13 protein-coding genes and 5 tRNA genes are annotated in these 18,717 nt (G+C 69.8%); 9 read left to right on the forward strand and 9 right to left on the reverse strand.

The window, feature by feature from the left end:
- Positions 1 to 39: 39 nt before the first annotated feature.
- The gene (gene purF / locus OG542_RS21275) at positions 40 to 1,569 is read left to right on the forward strand and encodes an amidophosphoribosyltransferase (protein WP_311126507.1); all 1,530 of its coding nucleotides are present in this window, start codon (positions 40 to 42) and stop codon (positions 1,567 to 1,569) included.
- Between the two features lie 44 nt (positions 1,570 to 1,613).
- Positions 1,614 to 2,693, forward strand: a complete 1,080-nt coding sequence (gene purM, locus OG542_RS21280) for a phosphoribosylformylglycinamidine cyclo-ligase (RefSeq protein WP_328413009.1) — start codon at positions 1,614 to 1,616, stop codon at positions 2,691 to 2,693.
- 84 nt (positions 2,694 to 2,777) lie between these two features.
- Here the strand turns inward: purM and OG542_RS21285 are convergent, their stop codons facing one another.
- Both OG542_RS21285 and OG542_RS21290 read right to left on the reverse strand, forming a co-directional pair.
- Positions 2,778 to 3,032 carry a DUF3073 domain-containing protein gene (locus OG542_RS21285; protein ID WP_311126505.1) on the reverse strand — a complete coding sequence of 85 codons (255 nt, stop codon included), beginning with the start codon at positions 3,030 to 3,032 and terminating at the stop codon, positions 2,778 to 2,780.
- Between the two features lie 320 nt (positions 3,033 to 3,352).
- Complete coding sequence (locus tag OG542_RS21290; protein WP_328413011.1) at positions 3,353 to 4,456, reverse strand: Leu/Phe/Val dehydrogenase; 1,104 nt, start codon at positions 4,454 to 4,456, stop codon at positions 3,353 to 3,355.
- A gap of 223 nt (positions 4,457 to 4,679) precedes the next feature.
- Here OG542_RS21290 and OG542_RS21295 point away from each other — a divergent pair, with 223 nt between their 5' ends.
- Both OG542_RS21295 and bldC read left to right on the forward strand, forming a co-directional pair.
- Entirely contained in the window at positions 4,680 to 5,525 is an 846-nt protein-coding gene (locus OG542_RS21295) for a hypothetical protein (RefSeq protein ID WP_193483493.1), read from the forward strand.
- Positions 5,526 to 6,121: 596 nt separating this feature from the next.
- Positions 6,122 to 6,328 (forward strand): developmental transcriptional regulator BldC, encoded by a 207-nt coding sequence (gene bldC, locus OG542_RS21300; protein ID WP_003949541.1) that lies wholly within the window; start codon positions 6,122 to 6,124, stop codon positions 6,326 to 6,328.
- Positions 6,329 to 6,708: 380 nt separating this feature from the next.
- On the opposite strand, the gene OG542_RS21305 is transcribed toward bldC, so the two are convergent.
- The 3 genes from OG542_RS21305 to hrpA all read right to left on the reverse strand — a co-directional run bounded on the left by OG542_RS21305 (position 6,709) and on the right by hrpA (position 11,265).
- Complete coding sequence (locus tag OG542_RS21305; protein ID WP_311126503.1) at positions 6,709 to 6,918, reverse strand: DUF6274 family protein; 210 nt, start codon at positions 6,916 to 6,918, stop codon at positions 6,709 to 6,711.
- Positions 6,919 to 7,127: 209 nt separating this feature from the next.
- A tRNA-Asp gene (locus OG542_RS21310) sits at positions 7,128 to 7,202 on the reverse strand.
- A 94-nt stretch (positions 7,203 to 7,296) separates the two neighbouring features.
- A complete protein-coding gene (gene hrpA / locus OG542_RS21315) occupies positions 7,297 to 11,265 on the reverse strand; it encodes an ATP-dependent RNA helicase HrpA (protein ID WP_328413014.1) in 3,969 nt (1,322 codons plus the stop codon).
- A 151-nt stretch (positions 11,266 to 11,416) separates the two neighbouring features.
- Here hrpA and OG542_RS21320 point away from each other — a divergent pair, with 151 nt between their 5' ends.
- The gene (locus OG542_RS21320) at positions 11,417 to 12,928 is read left to right on the forward strand and encodes an FAD-dependent monooxygenase (RefSeq protein WP_328413016.1); all 1,512 of its coding nucleotides are present in this window, start codon (positions 11,417 to 11,419) and stop codon (positions 12,926 to 12,928) included.
- An 11-nt stretch (positions 12,929 to 12,939) separates the two neighbouring features.
- Here the strand turns inward: OG542_RS21320 and OG542_RS21325 are convergent.
- The 4 genes from OG542_RS21325 to OG542_RS21340 all read right to left on the reverse strand — a co-directional run bounded on the left by OG542_RS21325 (position 12,940) and on the right by OG542_RS21340 (position 14,877).
- Positions 12,940 to 13,013: transfer RNA gene (locus OG542_RS21325), tRNA-Phe, on the reverse strand.
- 24 nt (positions 13,014 to 13,037) lie between these two features.
- Positions 13,038 to 13,112: transfer RNA gene (locus tag OG542_RS21330), tRNA-Asp, on the reverse strand.
- Between the two features lie 37 nt (positions 13,113 to 13,149).
- Positions 13,150 to 13,222, reverse strand: a tRNA-Glu gene (locus OG542_RS21335).
- Between the two features lie 80 nt (positions 13,223 to 13,302).
- Positions 13,303 to 14,877: a metallophosphoesterase family protein gene (locus OG542_RS21340; protein ID WP_328413018.1), complete on the reverse strand. Its 1,575-nt coding sequence runs from the start codon at positions 14,875 to 14,877 to the stop codon at positions 13,303 to 13,305.
- Between the two features lie 82 nt (positions 14,878 to 14,959).
- Between OG542_RS21340 and OG542_RS21345 the strand changes: the two genes are divergently transcribed.
- From OG542_RS21345 to OG542_RS21360, 4 genes are all read left to right on the forward strand, one after another.
- Complete coding sequence (locus OG542_RS21345; protein ID WP_311126499.1) at positions 14,960 to 15,310, forward strand: metallopeptidase family protein; 351 nt, start codon at positions 14,960 to 14,962, stop codon at positions 15,308 to 15,310.
- An 87-nt stretch (positions 15,311 to 15,397) separates the two neighbouring features.
- Positions 15,398 to 15,931 carry a hypothetical protein gene (locus OG542_RS21350; protein WP_311126498.1) on the forward strand — a complete coding sequence of 178 codons (534 nt, stop codon included), beginning with the start codon at positions 15,398 to 15,400 and terminating at the stop codon, positions 15,929 to 15,931.
- A gap of 333 nt (positions 15,932 to 16,264) precedes the next feature.
- Complete coding sequence (locus OG542_RS21355) at positions 16,265 to 18,427, forward strand: DEAD/DEAH box helicase (RefSeq protein ID WP_328413021.1); 2,163 nt, start codon at positions 16,265 to 16,267, stop codon at positions 18,425 to 18,427.
- A 215-nt stretch (positions 18,428 to 18,642) separates the two neighbouring features.
- Positions 18,643 to 18,715, forward strand: a tRNA-Lys gene (locus tag OG542_RS21360).
- Positions 18,716 to 18,717: the final 2 nt, after the last annotated feature.

Genomic DNA, 18,717 nt, shown 5'->3' on the forward strand with positions numbered 1-18,717 from the left:
AATTCGGACCAGTGGTCGACCTCGCCTACACTCGGTGGCGTGCCACGTGGTGACGGACGACTCAACCACGACCTGCTCCCCGGTGAGAAGGGCCCCCAGGACGCTTGTGGCGTCTTCGGTGTCTGGGCTCCGGGCGAAGAGGTCGCCAAGCTCACGTACTTCGGGCTCTACGCCCTCCAGCATCGAGGCCAGGAATCCGCGGGAATCGCGGTCAGCAACGGCTCTCAGATCCTTGTCTTCAAGGACATGGGCCTGGTCTCCCAGGTCTTCGACGAAACCTCCCTCGGCTCGCTCCAGGGACACATCGCGGTCGGACACGCCCGCTACTCGACCACCGGTGCCTCCGTGTGGGAGAACGCCCAGCCGACGTTCCGTGCCACCGGGCACGGCTCCATCGCGCTCGGCCACAACGGCAACCTGGTCAACACCGCCCAGCTCGCCGAGATGGTCGCCGACCTGCCCAAGCAGGAGGGCGGCCGCACCCCGCGCGTCGCGGCGACGAACGACACCGACCTGCTCACCGCACTCCTCGCGGCCCAGGTCGACGAGGACGGCAAGCCGCTGACCATCGAGGATGCCGCCCATCGCGTCCTCCCGCAGGTCAAGGGCGCCTTCTCCCTCGTCTTCATGGACGAGCACACGCTGTACGCGGCCCGCGACCCGCAGGGCATCCGCCCGCTGGTCCTCGGCCGCCTCGAGCGCGGCTGGGTCGTGGCCTCCGAGTCCGCGGCCCTCGACATCTGCGGCGCCAGCTACGTCCGCGAGATCGAGCCGGGCGAGTTCGTCGCCATCGACGAGAACGGCCTGCGCTCCTCCCGGTTCGCGGAAGCGAAGCCCAAGGGCTGCGTATTCGAGTACGTGTACCTGGCCCGCCCGGACACCGACATCGCCGGCCGGAACGTCTACCTCTCCCGCGTGGAGATGGGGCGCAAGCTCGCCAAGGAAGCACCCGCCGAGGCCGACCTCGTCATAGCGACCCCGGAGTCCGGCACCCCCGCCGCCATCGGCTACGCGGAGGCGAGCGGCATCCCGTTCGGCGCCGGCCTCGTGAAGAACGCCTACGTCGGCCGGACGTTCATCCAGCCCTCGCAGACCATCCGCCAGCTGGGCATCCGCCTGAAGCTGAACCCGCTGAAGGAAGTCATCAAGGGCAAGCGCCTGGTCGTCGTCGACGACTCGATCGTGCGCGGCAACACGCAGCGGGCCCTGGTCCGCATGCTCCGCGAGGCGGGCGCCGCCGAGGTCCACATCCGGATCTCCTCGCCGCCCGTGAAGTGGCCCTGCTTCTTCGGCATCGACTTCGCCACCCGCGCCGAGCTCATCGCCAACGGCATGACCGTCGACGAGATCGGCACCTCGATGGGCGCCGACTCCCTGGCGTACATCTCCATCGACGGCATGATCGAGGCGACCACCATCGCCAAGCCGAACCTGTGCCGCGCCTGCTTCGACGGTGAATACCCGATGGAGCTCCCGGACCCCGAACTGCTCGGCAAGCAGCTCCTGGAGACCGAGCTGGCCGCCGGCCCGGCCGCCACGGCCGCCGCCGACGCGATCCGCCGCCCGTAGTCAGCCCGTATCACCTGCCGTACGACACGAAAGCTCTCACAGCCATGTCTGAGACCCACAGTGCCGAAGGCGGCGCCAGCTACGCAGCCGCGGGCGTCGACATCGAAGCGGGCGACCGCGCCGTCGAGCTGATGAAGGAGTGGGTGAAGAAGGCCCAGCGCCCCGAGGTCCTCGGCGGCCTCGGCGGCTTCGCCGGCCTCTTCGACGCCTCCGCTCTGAAGAACTACGAGCGTCCCCTGCTGGCCTCCGCCACGGACGGTGTCGGCACCAAGGTCGACATCGCCCGGCAGCTCGGGATCTACGACACGATCGGCCACGACCTGGTCGCCATGGTCATGGACGACATCGTGGTCTGCGGCGCCGAGCCGCTGTTCATGACCGACTACATCTGTGTCGGCAAGGTCCACCCCGAGCGCGTCGCCGCCATCGTCAAGGGCATCGCCGAGGGCTGTGTGCTGGCCGGCTGCGCCCTGGTCGGCGGCGAGACCGCCGAGCACCCGGGCCTGCTGGGCGAGGACGACTTCGACGTCGCCGGCGCCGGTACGGGAGTCGTGGAGGCCGACCGGCTGCTGGGCGCGGATCGTATCCGTACGGGTGACGCGGTGATCGCCATGGCGGCCTCCGGTCTTCACTCGAACGGGTACTCCCTCGTCCGTCACGTCCTGCTGAACCAGGCGGGCCTCGCGCTGGACACCCACATCGAGGAGCTCGGCCGCACCCTCGGCGAGGAGCTGCTGGAGCCGACGAAGATCTACTCGCTGGACTGCCTGGCCCTGACGCGCACCACCGAGGTGCACGCCTTCAGCCACATCACCGGCGGCGGACTCGCGGCCAACCTCGCCCGGGTGATCCCGGACGGCCTGCACGCGATCGTCGACCGCTCCACCTGGACCCCGGCCCCGATCTTCGACCTCGTCGGCCGGACGGGTCAGGTCGAGCGCCTGGAGCTGGAGAAGACCCTGAACATGGGCGTGGGCATGATCGCGATCGTGCCGCAGGAGTCCACGGACGTGGCCCTGGCGACCCTGGCCGACCGCGGCGTGGACGCCTGGGTGGCAGGCGAGATCACGGACCGGGGCGAGCACACCACCGGCGCCGCCCTGATCGGTGACTACGCGAGCTGAGGCACTGGGGGTCGTAACCCTGCGGGCAGCACAGAACCCGGTCGGTGACCGGAGTCACCGACCGGGTGAGTGCTCAGTGCAGGGTCAAGCGCCGCGACGGTGTTGTGAGGACTGGTCTTCCTCGTCCTCGTCGTCGTCCTCATAGAGGTCGGCGTACCGTGCGTACAGGTCCTCATCCTGATCATCGTCCTCGACCACCGGCTCGCCGTTAGGCGGCTGCGGATTCGAAGGCGATGCACCCAGCTCCTCGGCCAGGCGTGAGAGGTCAGTCCCACCGCTGTTGTACTTCAGCTGGCGGGCGACCTTCGTCTGCTTGGCCTTGGCCCGGCCGCGCCCCATGGCTCGACCCCCTCAACGACGGGGCTCGACGGCCCCAGAGTCTTGACACGCGTTCATGGTCCGGCACGGGCTCTCCGCAGAGAGACCGTGTCCGTAGGGCTTCCACGGTACCTGAGCCCGCGCCCATACGGTACGTCGCCCGCATGACGTGCCCGCGCCCAGGACCCTCGAGGCGCCCCGTCCTCGCTGGTCAACCGCGATTTTAACCACTTATCGGCGGTCGACCCGCCGGTAGAAGTGAGAGTTCTCTCTAACTGCCCACCGACGGGTACCGGCCAAACGTACGAGACCCCTCCGGGTCGGTCCCGAATTCCGCTCCGTCAGCGCGCCCGGCGGGCCATGGCCGCGTCGTGCATCCGCTGCTCGGCGATCCGGTCGGCCGCGGCGGCCGGCGGAATCCCGTCCTCCTTCGCACGTGCGAATATGGCCAGCGTCGTGTCGTAGATCTTCGCCGCCTTCGCCCTGCACCGCTCGAAGTCGAAGCCGTGCAGCTCGTCGGCCACCTGGATGACACCGCCGGCGTTCACCACGTAGTCCGGCGCGTAGAGGACCCCGCGGTCGGCGAGGTCCTTCTCCACCCCCGGGTGGGCGAGCTGGTTGTTGGCGGCGCCGCAGACCACCTCGGCGGTGAGCACCGGCACGGTGTCGTCGTTCAGGGCGCCGCCCAGCGCGCAGGGGGCGTAGATGCCCAGCCCGTCGACCCGGATCAGCTCGTCGGTGTCCTTGACGGCGATCACGTCCCGGTGCCGCTCTGTGATCCGCCGCACGGCGTCCTCGCGCACGTCCGTGACGAAGACCTCGGCGCCCTCCTTCACCAGGTGCTCAACCAGGTGGTGGCCGACCTTGCCGACACCGGCGATGCCGACCCGCTTCGCGCGCAGCGTGGGGTCGCCCCACAGGTGCTGGGCGGAGGCGCGCATGCCCTGGTAGACGCCGTAGGCGGTGAGGACGGAGGAGTCCCCCGCGCCGCCGTTCTCGGGGGAGCGGCCGGTGGTCCAGCGGCACTCGCGGGCCACGATGTCCATGTCGGCGACGTACGTACCGACGTCGCAGGCGGTGACGTAGCGGCCGCCGAGGGAGGCCACGAAGCGGCCGTAGGCGAGGAGCAGCTCCTCGCTCTTGATCCGCTCCGGATCGCCGATGATCACGGCCTTGCCGCCGCCGTGGTCGAGGCCGGCCATGGCGTTCTTGTACGACATCCCGCGCGCGAGGTTCAGCGCGTCGGCGACGGCCTCCGCCTCGTTCGCGTACGGGTAGAAGCGCGTACCGCCGAGCGCGGGGCCCAGGGCGGTGGAGTGGAGGGCGATGACGGCCTTGAGGCCGCTCGCGCGGTCCTGGCAGAGCACGACTTGCTCATGACCTCCCTGGTCCGAGTGGAACAGGGTGTGCAGTACATCAGCAGGCGCGCCGGCTACGTCGGTCACTGTGGTGACTCCTGAGTAAGTTGCGGCGGGTGGGGCTGGGCTCCCGTGTGGGTGGCGGAAGCTGTTGAGCATGAGATTAGGGCCTGGTGCGCCCGTCGGCGGCACCGCGCACAGGATGCCCTCCGTGCGGAGTACGGCCGTGGGACGATTTGCATAGTCTTCCCGTGCGTTTGTGAGTGGGTTCCGCAGGTTTTCGCGACGGAGCGCGGGGGAGGGAGCAGGCGTGCCCAAGGTGTCCTCGGTGATCGTCCCCTACGCGACCTACCTGCGCGTGTACGAACCGCTGGCCGCCTTCCCCGAGCCGGAGCGCAGCCACTGGGCCCGCTACGCGCGCCGTACGGACCGTCCCTCGTACCAGGACGAACTCCGTCGCGCCCTGGCCGACTTGGCGCCCACTCCGCCGGTCCCGGTGCCGGTGCACGAGAGCGAGGACGCCTTCGTGCTCGATGTCGAGGGCGTCGTCTGCGTCTGCCCCTGGCGCACCCGGCTGCGCGGCTGGCAGGCCCTGGACGACCTCTCCGAGGAGCTCCCGCAGCCCGTCCTGGACGTGGTCCTGCCGCCCTTCCTGCGGAACCAGGCCACCCAGGACTACGAGCGCTGGCTGGCGGACAACCCGGACGCCCGGCCGTGGATCCGTACGGCGACCTGGCAGGTGCCGATCAACTGGTTCGTGCTGGTCTCCGACGAGGAGCGCGAGTACGACAAGGGCGCCTCGGTCGACAGCCCGCCCGTGCTGCGCTACCGCACGCCGATGGTCCAGGCCCGGCGGCGCGTGGCCCGGGGCCTGCGGGCCCTGAAGGAGGCCATGGACGAGGGGCCGCTGATCGACGGCCTGGTGGACGTCGGGCGCTGGCTGGAGGAGTTCCACCCGCGCTCGCTCGTGGAGCTGGACTACGGCGGTCTGGTGCACGCCGTGCCGGCCGGGGCGCTGGAGGACGACCACTCGGCGGCGGACGTGGCCGAGGGGATCGCCGCGCTGCGCCGGGGCGACGGGACGGCCGCCGGGGCGGCTTACGGGCGGCTGGTGGAGCGGTGGCGTTCCGTGCGGGATCTTCGGTCGGCCAACTGACCTCTGACCTTGCGATCCCTACGGACGGCTCGCGGTCGGTCACGAACTGACGTTTGACGAACCGCCCGATTTGAGGTTTTGTCCTCGCACCGAGTTCCTGAAGCGGACTGTGCGTTTCCTGAGGCTTCGTCAGCAAGGGACGTAGGACCCGATCCGGGCGTACCTCTCAAGTAGGCCAAGCGTGACGGACTACACGTACGTGGCTCTTGCGCCCCTTGCCCCTCCTCATGCCAAAATAGGACAAGGAGTCCGGGGGGCTCCTTCCGTCCCGTAGTGCTGCACTATGGGCGGAATCTCAGCATTGCACGCTTTGGGGGGTCTCGTGACTCCTGATCGCCGCTGTGACTGATCGTCACAGCGGCGTGACTGTCCGCTATGGCATGGTCCATCGGCTTCCGTCGCTGATGAACACCTGGAGGGCAATTCCATCGGTTTGGCCGACGCGGCTGGACAGATGGTGTAGTTGTAGTGCCGAGGACAAGCCGTTCGTCCTATAACCGACTCGACTCGCGTCCGCCATTTCGGGCAACGCGGGTCAAGGTGCAGAATTTAGAGGAAAGAACCGAGAAGGTTCGGTTCTCCCGAGGAGGCCGCTCATGACCGCTCGCACCCCTGATGCCGAGCCGCTGCTGACCCCGGCTGAGGTCGCCACCATGTTCCGCGTGGACCCGAAGACGGTCACGCGGTGGGCGAAGGCCGGCAAGCTCACGTCGATCCGCACGCTCGGCGGGCATCGGCGCTACCGCGAGGCCGAGGTCCGCGCTCTGCTCGCGGGCATTCCGCAGCAGCGCAGCGAGGCCTGAACAATTGAATACCGGACAAACCGGCCGGTCCCCCACTGGCCGCGGCGTCCGGAACCCTAGCTCCAAGCGACGCGGGTCCTGCCCCAACAGGCTCCACGCCCAAGCCAGTCAGAGCTTCGCAGGCATGTAACAGGGTGCGTCGTAGATCGCGTTGGACTCCGCCGGGTCCAGCGCGATCTTTTTTGTGCGCCGACCGTGGGTCTGTCCGGCCTGGTGTGAGCGGCCTTGTCGGAGTCTGAGGAGGGGTGTCGGATCTCCTGTGTGCAGCGCCCCGGGTGGGGTGCAATTGCACATATTAAATTGACCTGTTGTAGGTCGGGTGTAAGTACCTTACTTTCCAAAACTCATGCAGTGACACCCGTCACATACCAAGCGGCTTGTTAGCTCTGACTCCGGTGCGGTAGTGAAGCCTCCGGCTCCAGCACCCCATGCTCAGACGGGTGTTGAGGCCGGCCCGGAGCGGACTCCATCGCCAGCCGCAGCAGGCGGTGGCAGATCGGACAGTGGCGCGTGAGATGCCGGTACGACGACGCGGCCGCCAGGTGCGCGCGGAGCAGGGCCCGCGTCTCGTGCCTAGCCGATGCCGTCATACGCCACCTCCAGAAGGCCGCACGGGGGACGGTCCTGGTTTCTGGGTACCGAGGGAACGTCGGCCCGTCAAGACGGCGTGAGGGAGCTCTGGAGGCTCCTGCGGAGGTCAGGACACACAAAAGAGCCCGGATCCGAAGATCCGGGCTCTTTCCGGGCATGAGAAAGGGCCCGCGTCCCTTGCGGGATGCGAGCCCTGCTCACTTCACTGCGGTCCTGACGGGATTTGAACCCGCGGCCTCCACCTTGACAGGGTGGCGAGCACTCCAAACTGCTCCACAGGACCAGGTTTCGCGGCGCCATTCGTGCGTTGCGCTGCGAGAAGAGACTGTACAGGAGGGGTGGGTCCCGGCGCGAACTCACCCCACGCGCACGGGCGATTACGGGACTTCCGCGTCGATCGCCTTGACGATCCGCTTGTCGGAGACGGGGTACGCCGTGCCCAGCGCATGGGCGAAGTAGCTGACCCGGAGCTCCTCGATCATCCAGCGGATGTCCAGGACCGACGACGGGACCGGCCGGCCCTGCGGCATCTGCTCCAGCAGCCAGGCGTACTCGTCCTGCATCTCGTGGACCTTCTGCATCCGCGTCGTGTCCCGCTGGACGTTGGCCGGCATCTGCTGCAGACGCCGGTCCGCCGCCACCAGATAGCGCATCAGGTCCGCCTGGCGCCGCAGCCCCGCCTCCGTCACGAAGCCCGGCTTCACGAGGGCGTCCAGCTGCTTGCGTACGTCCTGGAGGTTCGGCAGCAGCGCGGGGCTGCGTACGCCCTTCAGGCGTCGCTCACAGGCCTGCCAGGCGGCCAGGACCTGCTGCACCTGGCCGACCGTACGGACCGTCGTGTCGACGATCTCGGCGCGCACCTTGTCGTACAGCTTCCGGTACGACTCCTCGTCCCACGCCGGCCCGCCGAAGTCCGCGATCAGCTTGTCGGCGGCCGCCATCGCGCAGTCGTCGAAGAGGCCCTGGATGGAGCCGTGCGGATTCGCGGACAGCGCCAGCTTCTGCGCGTTCGTCAGCTTCTCGGAGGCGAACTTCGCCGGGTTCACCGGGATGTTGCGGAGGATCAGGCGGCGCGTGCCCTTCCACATGGCCTGCGCCTGCTCCGCCTCCGTGTCGAAGAGGCGTACGGAGACCGTGTCGCCGTCGTCGACCAGCGCCGGATACGCCTTCACCGGCTGGCCGGCCCGCCGGGTCTCGAAGACGCGGGTGAGCGTGCCGATCGTCCAGTCGGTGAGGCCCTTGCGCTCCAGGGACTCGCCGCCCTGGCGTTCCGCCGTGGCCGCCGCGGCCTGGGAGAGGGCCTTGCGGGCCTTCGGCCGCAGCCTGAGCTTCAGCGCCTGAAGGTCCTTGTCCTCCGCGAGCTTGCGACGCCGCTCGTCGACGATCCGGAACGTGACCTTGAGGTGCTCGGGGACCTTGGACCAGTCGAAGTCGTCCGCCTCGAAGGGGACACCGACCATGCGTTTCAGTTCGCGGGCCATGGTCGTCGTGAGCGGCTCCTGGAGGGGGACCGCGCTGTCCAGGAACGCCTTCGCATAGTTCGGCGCGGGGACGTAGTGGCGGCGGATCGGCTTGGGCAGGGACCGGATGAGTTCCATCACGACCTCTTCCCGCAGGCCGGGGATCTGCCAGTCGAAGCCCTCGTCCGTGACCTGGTTGAGCACGTGGAGCGGGATGTGGACGGTCACGCCGTCGGCGTCCGCGCCCGGCTCGAACTGGTAGGTCACCCGGAACTTGAGGTTCCCCTGGCGCCAGGAGTCCGGGTAGTCCGCCTTGGTGACCTCGCTCGCCTTCTCGTTGATGAGCATCTCGCGCTCGAAGTCGAGGAAGTCGGGCTGCTCGTGGCGCTTGTGCTTCCACCAGGAGTCGAAGTGGGCGCCGGAGACGACGTGTTCGGGGAGCCGCTGGTCGTAGAAGTCGAACAGCGTCTCGTCGTCGACCAGGATGTCCCGGCGCCGAGCCCGGTGCTCCAGCTCCTCGACCTCGGTGAGGAGTCTGCGGTTGTCCGAGAAGAACTTGTGGTGCGTGCGCCAGTCACCCTCGACGAGCGCGTTCCGGATGAACAGCTCGCGGCTGACCTCCGGGTCGATCCGGCCGTAGTTGACCTTCCGCTGCGCCACGATCGGTACGCCGTACAGCGTGACCTTCTCGTACGCCATCACCGCGGCCTGGTCCTTCTCCCAGTGCGGTTCGCTGTACGTGCGCTTGATGAGGTGGGCGGCGAGGGGTTCGACCCACTCGGGCTCGATCTTCGCGTTGACGCGGGCCCAGAGGCGGGATGTCTCGACGAGTTCGGCGGACATCACGAAGCGCGGGGGCTTCTTGAAGAGGGCCGAGCCGGGGAAGACCGCGAACTTGGCGTTGCGGGCGCCCAGATACTCGTTCTTTCCCGTGCTCCTCCCGCCCTCGCCCCCGGCCTCCTTCACGTCCTTCATGCCGATGTGGGAGAGCAGGCCGGCGAGCAGGGAGACGTGAATGCGGTCGGCCGGGGCGTCGTCCTCGTTGAGGTGGATGCCCATCTGCTTCGCGACCGTGCGCAACTGGGAGTAGATGTCCTGCCATTCGCGGATGCGAAGGAAGTTGAGGTACTCCTGCTTGCACATCCGGCGGAAGGAGGACGAGCCCCGCTCCTTCTGCTGCTCGCGGACGTGGCGCCAGAGGTTGAGATAGGCCAGGAAGTCGCTGGTCTCGTCCTTGAAACGGGCGTGCTGTTGGTCGGCCTGCGCCTGTTTGTCGGCGGGGCGCTCGCGCGGATCCTGGATGGACAGCGCGGCGGCTATGACCATGACCTCGCGGACACAGCCGTTCCGGTCGGCCTCCAGCACCATGCGGGCCAGCCGCGGGTCGACCGGCAGCTGGGCGAGCTTGCGGCCGGTCTGCGTGAGCCGCTTGCGGAGGTCCTTCTGGGCCGGGTCGAAGGCGCCCAGCTCCTGGAGGAGCTGCACGCCGTCGCGGATGTTGCGGTGGTCCGGCGGGTCGATGAAGGGGAACTTCTCGATCTCGCCGAGGCCGGCCGCGGTCATCTGCAGGATGACGGAGGCGAGGTTCGTACGGAGGATCTCCGCGTCCGTGAACTCCGGGCGGGCGTTGAAGTCGTCCTCGCTGTAGAGGCGGATGCAGATGCCGTCGGACGTACGGCCGCAGCGGCCCTTGCGCTGGTTGGCGCTGGCCTGCGAGACCGGCTCGATGGGGAGGCGCTGGACCTTGGTGCGGTGGCTGTAGCGGGAGATCCGGGCGAACCCGGGGTCGATGACGTACTTGATGCCCGGGACGGTGAGGGAGGTCTCGGCGACGTTGGTCGCCAGAACGATCCTGCGGCCGGTGTGCGGCTGGAAGACGCGGTGCTGCTCGGCGTGCGACAGCCGGGCGTAGAGGGGCAGGATCTCGGTGAATCTGTACTGCTTCTTCGTGAGCGCGTCGGCCGTGTCCCGGATCTCCCGCTCGCCGGAGAGGAAGACGAGGATGTCGCCCTTGCCCTCCTTCTGGAGCTCCTCCACGGCGTCGGTGATCGCGGTGATCTGGTCGCGGTCGGCGTCGTCGGAGTCCTCTTCGAGGAGCGGCCGGTAGCGCACCTCCACGGGGTACGTACGCCCGCTGACCTCGATGATCGGGGCGTCGCCGAAGTGCCGGGAGAAGCGCTCGGGGTCGATGGTGGCCGAGGTGATGACGACCTTGAGGTCGGGCCGCTTCGGCAGCAGCTGGGCGAGGTAGCCCAGCAGGAAGTCGATGTTGAGGGACCGCTCGTGGGCCTCGTCGATGATGATCGTGTCGTAGGCGCGCAGCTCGCGGTCGGTCTGGATCTCGGCGAGCAGGATGCCGTCCGTCATCAGCTTGACGAAGGTGGCCTCCGGGTCGACCTGGTCGGTGAAACGGACCTTCCAGCCGACGGCCTCGCCGAGCGGGGTGTCCAGCTCCTCCGCCACGCGCTCGGCGACGGTGCGGGCGGCGATACGACGGGGCTGTGTGTGCCCGATCATGCCGCGGACGCCTCGCCCGAGCTCCATGCAGATCTTCGGGATCTGCGTGGTCTTCCCGGACCCGGTCTCACCGGCGACGATCACGACCTGGTGATCGCGGATGGCGTCGGCGATCACGTCCTTCCTCTGGCTGACCGGCAGCTGCTCGGGGTACGTCACCTCGGGCACGCGGGCGCGCCGCCCCGCCATGCGCTCCTCGGCCTTGGCGACCTCCGCCTCGATCTCGGCGAGCACGGCGGCCTGGGCCTCCGGCTTACGGATCTTGCGCGCACCTTCGAGCCTGCGGCCGAGCCGGTGCGCGTCGCGCAGGGACAGCTCGGTCAGGCGGGGGGCGAGGGCGCCGAGGGCGGGGGCGGAGTGCGTAGACATACGGGACCCAGGATCTCATCCCCGGGAAATCCGTGGCGAACGGTTTTGTCCCGCGGCGCGGAGTGAGGTTTGACCGTTTCTCGTTCGGGCGGCGATTGCATGGCGGTGAGGTCGTACGGCAGCCGCTCACGATTGGAGGGCCTCCCGTCCCATGCCCGAAGCCACCGAAGTCCTGATCGTGGGTGCCGGTCCCACCGGTCTGATGCTCGCCGGAGACCTCGCCGCGGCGGGCGTTTCCGTCACCGTGCTCGAGCGTCGCACCGAAAGGTCGCAGCTGACCCGCGCCTTCGCGGTCCATGCCCGGACGCTCGAACTGCTGGACGCCCGGGGCATCGCCGACGAACTCGTCGCCGGCGGTGTCCGGATCGGCAAGCTCCAGATGATCGGGGATGCCCAGCTCGATCTGAAGCGGCTGCCGAGCAGATTCCCGTACATGCTGCTGACCCCTCAGTACGCGACCGAGGCGGTGCTGGCGAAACGTGCCGAGGCGCTCGGCGCCGATGTGGTGGCCGGCGCGGATGTCACCGGGGTCGAGCAGGACGCCGACGGAGTGAGCGTGACCGTGCGCCAGGCCGGCGGCACACCGCGGACACGGCGTGCCGGTTATGTGGTCGGCGCGGACGGCATGAACAGCGTCGTGCGCCGGGCGTTGGGGTTTCCGTTCCCCGGCCGGGCCGCCCTGCGCTCGGTGATGCTCGCCGATGTCCAACTGGCCGTGCCGCAGGCCATGCCGGTGGCGAACGCGGTCCGGGAGGGGATCGCCTTCGTCTCCCCGCTGGGCGACGGCTGGCACCGGGTGGTCGCCTGGGACCGTGACAGGCAGCTCCCGGTCGAGGCCCCTCTCGATCTGGAGGACGTGCGGACGATCACCCGCAAGGCGCTCGGGACCGACTTCGGCATGCACGACCCGCGCTGGCTGTCCCGCTTCCAGACCGATGAGCGCCAGGTGCCGCGGTACCGGCTCGGGCGGGTGCTGCTCGCGGGCGACGCCGCGCATGTGCATTCCCCGGCGGGCGGTCAGGGCATGAACACCGGCTTGCAGGACGCCGCCAATCTCGCCTGGCGGCTGGCGGCGGTGGCGCGCGGGTGGGCGCCGGAGGGGCTGCTCGACGGGTATCAGGCAGAGCGTCACCCGATCGGGCGGGAAGTGATCCGGGACAGCGGCAGGATGATGCGGCTGGCGCTGATCCATTCGCCCGTGCTGAGCACCGTCATGAACCTGCTCTCCCGCGCCGCCGCCGCCATTCCACCGGTGGCCGACCGTCTGGCGGCCAAGGCGACGGGGCTCGCCATCTCCTACCCGGCACCCACCGGCACCCACCCCCGCACCGGCCGGCGCGCTCCCGACCTGGAACTCGCCCAGGGCACCGGCACCGCGACGCGGCTGTACGAGGCCCTGCGCGCCTGCCGTTTCGTGCTCGTCAGCCGGTTCCCCGAGGTGACGGGCTGGGAGGGACGGGCGATCACCGTCGCCCCGGCCGCCGGCTCGAAGGCCCCGGCGCTGCTGCTGGTCCGCCCGGACGGATACATCGCATGGGCCGCGGACGACCACGACCACGACGCGCTGCTGACTGCCCTGACCACATGGGTCGGCCCTCGGCAGGACGTGGACGACATGACTGAGCCCCTCTCCACTGATGCTGGAGAGGGGCTCATGCCCTGAACGGGCGGCGGTGGCTGGGGCCGGGGTCGAACCGGCGACCTTCCGCTTTTCAGGCGGACGCTCGTACCAACTGAGCTACCCAGCCACGAGGTTTCACGTGAAACCTCAGCGGTCCTGACGGGATTTGAACCCGCGGCCTCCACCTTGACAGGGTGGCGAGCACTCCAAACTGCTCCACAGGACCAAGCTTGTCGTACGACAGTGTCGCACAGGGTGGTGCGTGCCCCCAACGGGATTCGAACCCGTGCTACCGCCTTGAAAGGGCGGCGTCCTAGGCCGCTAGACGATGAGGGCTATCGGCCCGCCTGCGCGCTTCTCAGCGCGTCGGGGACGTGAGAAGCATATGGGATGGCGGGACCTATCGCCAAAACGGTTTAGGGGGAGGCGGAGGGGGTGCCCTCCGTGGGGGTGCTCGGGGACGGGTCCGCACCGGGCTGGTTCTCCTCCGGCAGGTGGCGGCTGACCTCGGCCGTCGTGAGGCCGAGGCCGCCCAGCTCGATCTCGTCCCAGGCCTGGAGCAGACGGGAGTCCCGGTCGAAGTACAGGATCGACGCCTCGATGGGGTCGGGGTGCTTGCCCTCGATGGCGCGCAGGCCGCTGCCGCCGGTGGAGCCCTCGATGCGGAGTCGGGTCCCGTACTTCAGGACCTCCGTCTCGTCGTGGTGCAGATGGCCGGCCAGGACCAGCGGGACCTCGCCGTCGACCTCGCGGGCCGCCGCCGGTTCGTGGGCGACGGCGACGTCCACCGGGGTGCCGGCCGTGCGCTGATCGCGCAGGGCCGTGGCCAGCCGGGCACCGGCGAGTTCCTGGGACTGCAGGGCGCCGAGGCTCTTGGAGCGGTCCGGCGTGAACTGCGGATCGCCGATGCCCGCGAAACGCATGCCCTTGATCGTCTTCGCCCGGCCGTCATCCAGCACGTGGACGTTCTTCAGGCCCTCCAGATACTGCTGGGTGAGCATCGAGTCGTGGTTGCCGCGGACCCAGACGTAGGGAGCCCCCAGGTCCTCGATGGGGTCCAGGAAGCCGTTCTCGGCCGCTGTGCCGTGGTCCATCGTGTCGCCCGAGTCGACGATCACGTCCACCTTGTACTGCTCCACGAGTGAAGCGATGATCTTCCAGCTCGCCGGGTTGAGGTGGATGTCGGAGACGTGCAGGACCCGGAGGGTGGAGGGGTCGGGCGCGTAGGCCGGGAGCGTCGAGGTGGCGTCGTAGAGCTTGGTCACGTTGGTGACCAGGCGGGCCAATTCCTTCTGGTAGACGTCGAATTCGGTGACGATGCTGCGCGCGTTGCCGACCAGGGAGGGGGCCGAGGTGAGCAGCCCGGAGAACTTGGGTTCCAGGACGGAGTCGGGGCGCCAGGTGGCGTAGGCCGTGCCGCCCGAGGCGGCGAGGAGGGTGAGGGCGAGACCGCCGGCGGCCAGGGCGCGCCGGGGGCGGCGGTAGACCGCGAGGCCGAGGGCGGTGGCGCCGGCGACGACGGCGACGCCCGAGCGGACGGCCAGGTCGAGGGTGCCGCGGCCGACGTCCTCGGTGACCTCGTCCTGGAGGCCGGAGAGGCGTTCGGGGTGGTCGACCAGGGCCTGGGAGCGATCCGGGTCGAGCTGGTCGACGTTCACGTCCAGGCGGACGGGAGCGATGTGGCTGTCCAGCGCCAGGGCGCCCAGCGGCGAGACATTGATCTTGGTGCCGCCGGTGAAGGAGGGGCGCAGGGTCATGGTGGTGTTCATGGGGCCGACCGGGACCCGTACGTTGCCCACCACCAGCAGCCCCAGCCAGGCGCCGAGGAGGACGACGGTCACGAGTCCGGCCGCGCGGGCCCACGGGTGCGGCTGCCGTACGAGCTCGATCGTGGTGGGCGCCTGACGGGAGCGATAGCGGCGGGCCAGAGCGCGCGGGGGCTTGCGGATCGGGTTCAGGACACTCCGGACTGCGGCGGGGACGCGGGCCATTGATCCCGTATGCCCAAGTCCCGGGCCGGATATGCGACGCCGGATGGCTCTCGTACGGCGGGTCGTGGCCGACAATGGGCCTGTGCTGGAGATGACGCGCGAGGAGTTCGAGGAACTGGTTGCCGAGGCGCTCGACCGGATCCCGCCGGAGTTGACGCGACTGATGGACAACGTCGCGGTGTTCGTCGAGGACGATCCGCCGGCGGACGATCCCGAGCTGCTCGGGCTCTACGAGGGGACTCCGCTGACCGACCGGGGGGAGTGGTACGCCGGTGTGCTGCCCGACCGGATCACGATCTACCGGAACCCGACCCTGCGGATGTGCGAGTCGCGGGAGGACGTCGTCGCGGAGACGGAGGTCACCGTGGTGCACGAGATCGCGCACCACTTCGGCATCGACGACGAGCGCCTTCACGCCCTGGGCTACGGCTGAGCGTGATGTGAACGCGGGGCGCGTGTCCTCTTGCGGGCGGCGGGAGTTGGAGGTGTTGACTCCATCACCCTTCCCGGAGGTGGCCCCGTGCGCCCCTTGTACGTACCCGTCCGCCTGGCCGCCACGGTCGTGGCCGTCGCCGCTGCCGCCGGCTGCATGAGCGTCGGCGACGACGGCGCGGGCGGGAGCGCCAAGCCGTCGCACTCCGCGGGGCAGCGCGCCGGGGAAGGGCCCGACGGCGGGCCGGCGGTGTCGGGCGGCGGCGCCGGGGCCGGTGCGGCGGCGGCCGACGGCAAGCACCGGCGCGGCAAAGGGAAGAAGGGCGAGAAGGGCGAGCGCGGCAGGCCCGGGGAGGCGGCATCCCCCGAGGCGTCGCCGTCCGCCGCGGTGAGCGCGTCCGCGCCGGGAGGCGGCAAGCCGGGGAAGCCGCCCAAGCCGACGCCGAGGCCGCCGGCGCCGCCCACTCCCACCCGGACGGCCGAACCGGAGCCCACGCCGACACCGCCCGAGCCGACCGCATCACCGGAGCCGACGCCGGAGCCGTCGTCGTCGGCGCACGAGCCGCCGGGGCCGCAGCTGGCGCAGCGGGAGCCGGCTCCGGAGGCGGGGTCACCGGCGTAGCCACGCGGTGAGCTCCGTCACGGCGGGAACATGCCGGGAACATGGTGCGGGGGTGGTTGGTTGGAAGCCGACGGGAGGTTCTCCGGGCCAGTGGCCGAAGGAGGGCGTCCCTGTCTGTCTCCTGCGGAGTCCGGTTTGCCTTGCGGGGCCCGGAGTGCGTATGGTGGCAGATCGTTTGAACCCATTCTTGCCCGGCGCCACTACAGAGCGCGCCGTGTGGCGCGTACTCTCCCTTGCCGTGGTGGACCGCATTGAGGCGGTCGTATTGCGAATCGCGAATCACGGAGTTGACGGGCGCGTGCCGACGGAGACTCCGGAAGGTTTCGCATTCGCATGTCCATCGCCAGTACTGATCACGTCGTCGTGCCCGAGAACGAGGCCGTCGAAGACAACACCCCCGACATCACCTTCGCCGACCTCGGCCTGCCCGAGGGCGTCGTGCGCAAGCTCGCACAGAACGGCGTGACCACCCCCTTCCCCATCCAGGCCGCGACCATTCCGGACGCCCTGGCCGGCAAGGACATCCTCGGCCGAGGCCGCACCGGCTCCGGCAAGACCCTCTCCTTCGGTCTGCCGGCCCTGGCGACGCTCGCCGGCGGCCGCACCGAGAAGCACAAGCCGCGGGCCGTCATCCTCACGCCGACGCGTGAACTCGCCATGCAGGTCGCCGACGCGCTCCAGCCCTACGGCGACGTCCTCGGCCTGAAGATGAAGGTCGTCTGCGGCGGTACGTCGATGGGCAACCAGATCTACGCCCTGGAGCGCGGCGTCGACGTCCTCGTCGCCACCCCGGGCCGGCTGCGCGACATCATCAACCGCGGCGCCTGCTCCCTGGAGAACGTGCAGATCGCCGTCCTCGACGAGGCCGACCAGATGTCGGACCTGGGCTTCCTGCCCGAGGTCACCGAGCTGCTCGACCAGGTCCCGGCGGGCGGTCAGCGCATGCTGTTCTCGGCCACGATGGAGAACGAGATCTCCACGCTGGTCAAGCGCTACCTGAGCAACCCGGTCACGCACGAGGTCGACAGCGCCCAGGGCAACGTCACGACCATGTCGCACCACATCCTCATCGTGAAGCCCAAGGACAAGGCGCCGGTGACCGCCGCGGTCGCCTCCCGCAAGGGCCGCACGATCATCTTCGTCCGCACCCAGCTGGGCGCCGACCGTATCGCCGAGCAGCTCTGCGACTCCGGCGTGAAGGCCGACGCGCTGCACGGCGGTATGACGCAGGGCGCCCGCACCCGCGTGCTGGATGACTTCAAGAAGGGCTACGTCAACGCGCTCGTCGCGACCGACGTCGCCGCCCGCGGCATCCACGTCGACGGCATCGACCTGGTGCTGAACGTGGACCCGGCCGGGGACCACAAGGACTACCTGCACCGGGCCGGCCGTACGGCGCGTGCCGGGCGCACGGGCACGGTCGTCTCCCTCTCGCTCCCGCACCAGCGGCGTCAGATCTTCCGGCTGATGGAGGACGCGGGCGTCGACGCCACGCGTCACATCATCCAGGGCGGCGCGGCCTTCGACCCGGAGGTCGCCGAGATCACGGGCGCCCGGTCGATGACCGAGGTCCAGGCCGAGTCCGTGGGCAACTCCGCGCAGCAGGCCGAGCGTGAGGTCGCCCAGCTCACCAAGGAGCTGGAGCGGGCGCAGCGGCGTGCGAACGAGCTGCGTGAGGAGTCCGACCGGCTGCTCGCGCGGGTCGCGCGCGAGCGCGGCGAGGAGCCCGCGGCGGTCGGCGAGTCCGGCAAGACCGAGGACGTTCCGGCCGGCGTCGAGGTGTCGGTGCCGGAGCAGCCGACCGCGCAGGACGTGGCGCGCGAGGAGCGCGCGGTGTCGGCGGCGCCTTCCGCGTCTGCCCCGTCGTACGAGCGTCGGGAGCGGCGCGAGGAGCGTGGCGGCGGCTACGGGCGTGACCGGTACGCCGACCGGGAGCGGTCCTTCGACCGTGACCGTGGTGGTGACCGCGGCGGGCGTTCCTTCGACCGTGACCGTGGTGGCGACCGCGGTGGCCGGTCGTTCGAGCGGCGTGACGAGCGCGGCGGCGGGTTCAACCGTGACCGCGACCGTGACCGCGGTGGCGACCGTGGCGGTGACCGTGGTGGCCGTTCCTTCGACCGCGACCGTGGCTTCCGTCGGGACGACCGTGCCGACCGGGGCGAGCGCGGGGGCTTCCGGCGCGACGACCGCGGCGGGCGTTCCTTCGACCGTGACCGTGGTGGCGACCGTGGCGGCCGGTCGTTCGAGCGGCGTGACGAGCGCGGCGGCGGCTTCAACCGTGACCGTGGCGGCGACCGTGACCGTGGCGGCTTCCGCCGGGACGAGCGCGGTGGGCACCGTGGCAGCGACCGTCCCTTCAACCGCGACCGCCGGGACGACCGTCCGGGCTACCGCGCCGGCGGGCACGACCGCCCGAACGGCCGTCGTGACGACCACCGCGGCGGCGGCTCCTTCGGCCGCCGCGAGGACAAGCCGCGCTGGAAGCGCAACGGCTGACGCAGACGCGTGACGAGCGCCGTGGTTCCGTCCGACGGGCGGGCCGCGGCGCTCTGCTGTCGGTCCCGTACGGTGGTGTGTGACCGTCACGGAGTCAGTTCCCCCTCCGTGCCGGACTCCACCGGGGCTCCACCGGGACTCCGGCACGGCCGAGATCCGATACCCGATCGGAGACTCGCCGTGGTCCGGCTATGCTCGTGGGGGCAACATCGCCTGGGCCCTTAGCTCAATTGGCAGAGCAGTGGACTTTTAATCCATTGGTTGTGGGTTCGAGTCCCACAGGGCCTACC

Origin of the sequence: Streptomyces violaceus (genome assembly GCF_036014075.1) — a bacterium.
Classification (GTDB): Bacteria; Actinomycetota; Actinomycetes; order Streptomycetales; family Streptomycetaceae; genus Streptomyces; species Streptomyces violaceus.

Excerpts from the sequence above, each read along its gene's own strand:
- purM (WP_328413009.1), top strand. The coding sequence starts at position 1,614 with ATGTCTGAGACCCACAGTGCCGAAGGCGGCGCCAGCTACGCAGCCGCG.
- OG542_RS21285 (WP_311126505.1), bottom strand. The coding sequence starts at position 3,032 with ATGGGGCGCGGCCGGGCCAAGGCCAAGCAGACGAAGGTCGCCCGCCAG.
- bldC (WP_003949541.1), top strand. The coding sequence starts at position 6,122 with ATGACCGCTCGCACCCCTGATGCCGAGCCGCTGCTGACCCCGGCTGAG.
- OG542_RS21305 (WP_311126503.1), bottom strand. The coding sequence starts at position 6,918 with ATGACGGCATCGGCTAGGCACGAGACGCGGGCCCTGCTCCGCGCGCAC.
- hrpA (WP_328413014.1), bottom strand. The coding sequence starts at position 11,265 with ATGTCTACGCACTCCGCCCCCGCCCTCGGCGCCCTCGCCCCCCGCCTG.
- OG542_RS21320 (WP_328413016.1), top strand. The coding sequence starts at position 11,417 with ATGCCCGAAGCCACCGAAGTCCTGATCGTGGGTGCCGGTCCCACCGGT.
- OG542_RS21340 (WP_328413018.1), bottom strand. The coding sequence starts at position 14,877 with ATGGCCCGCGTCCCCGCCGCAGTCCGGAGTGTCCTGAACCCGATCCGC.
- OG542_RS21355 (WP_328413021.1), top strand. The coding sequence starts at position 16,265 with ATGTCCATCGCCAGTACTGATCACGTCGTCGTGCCCGAGAACGAGGCC.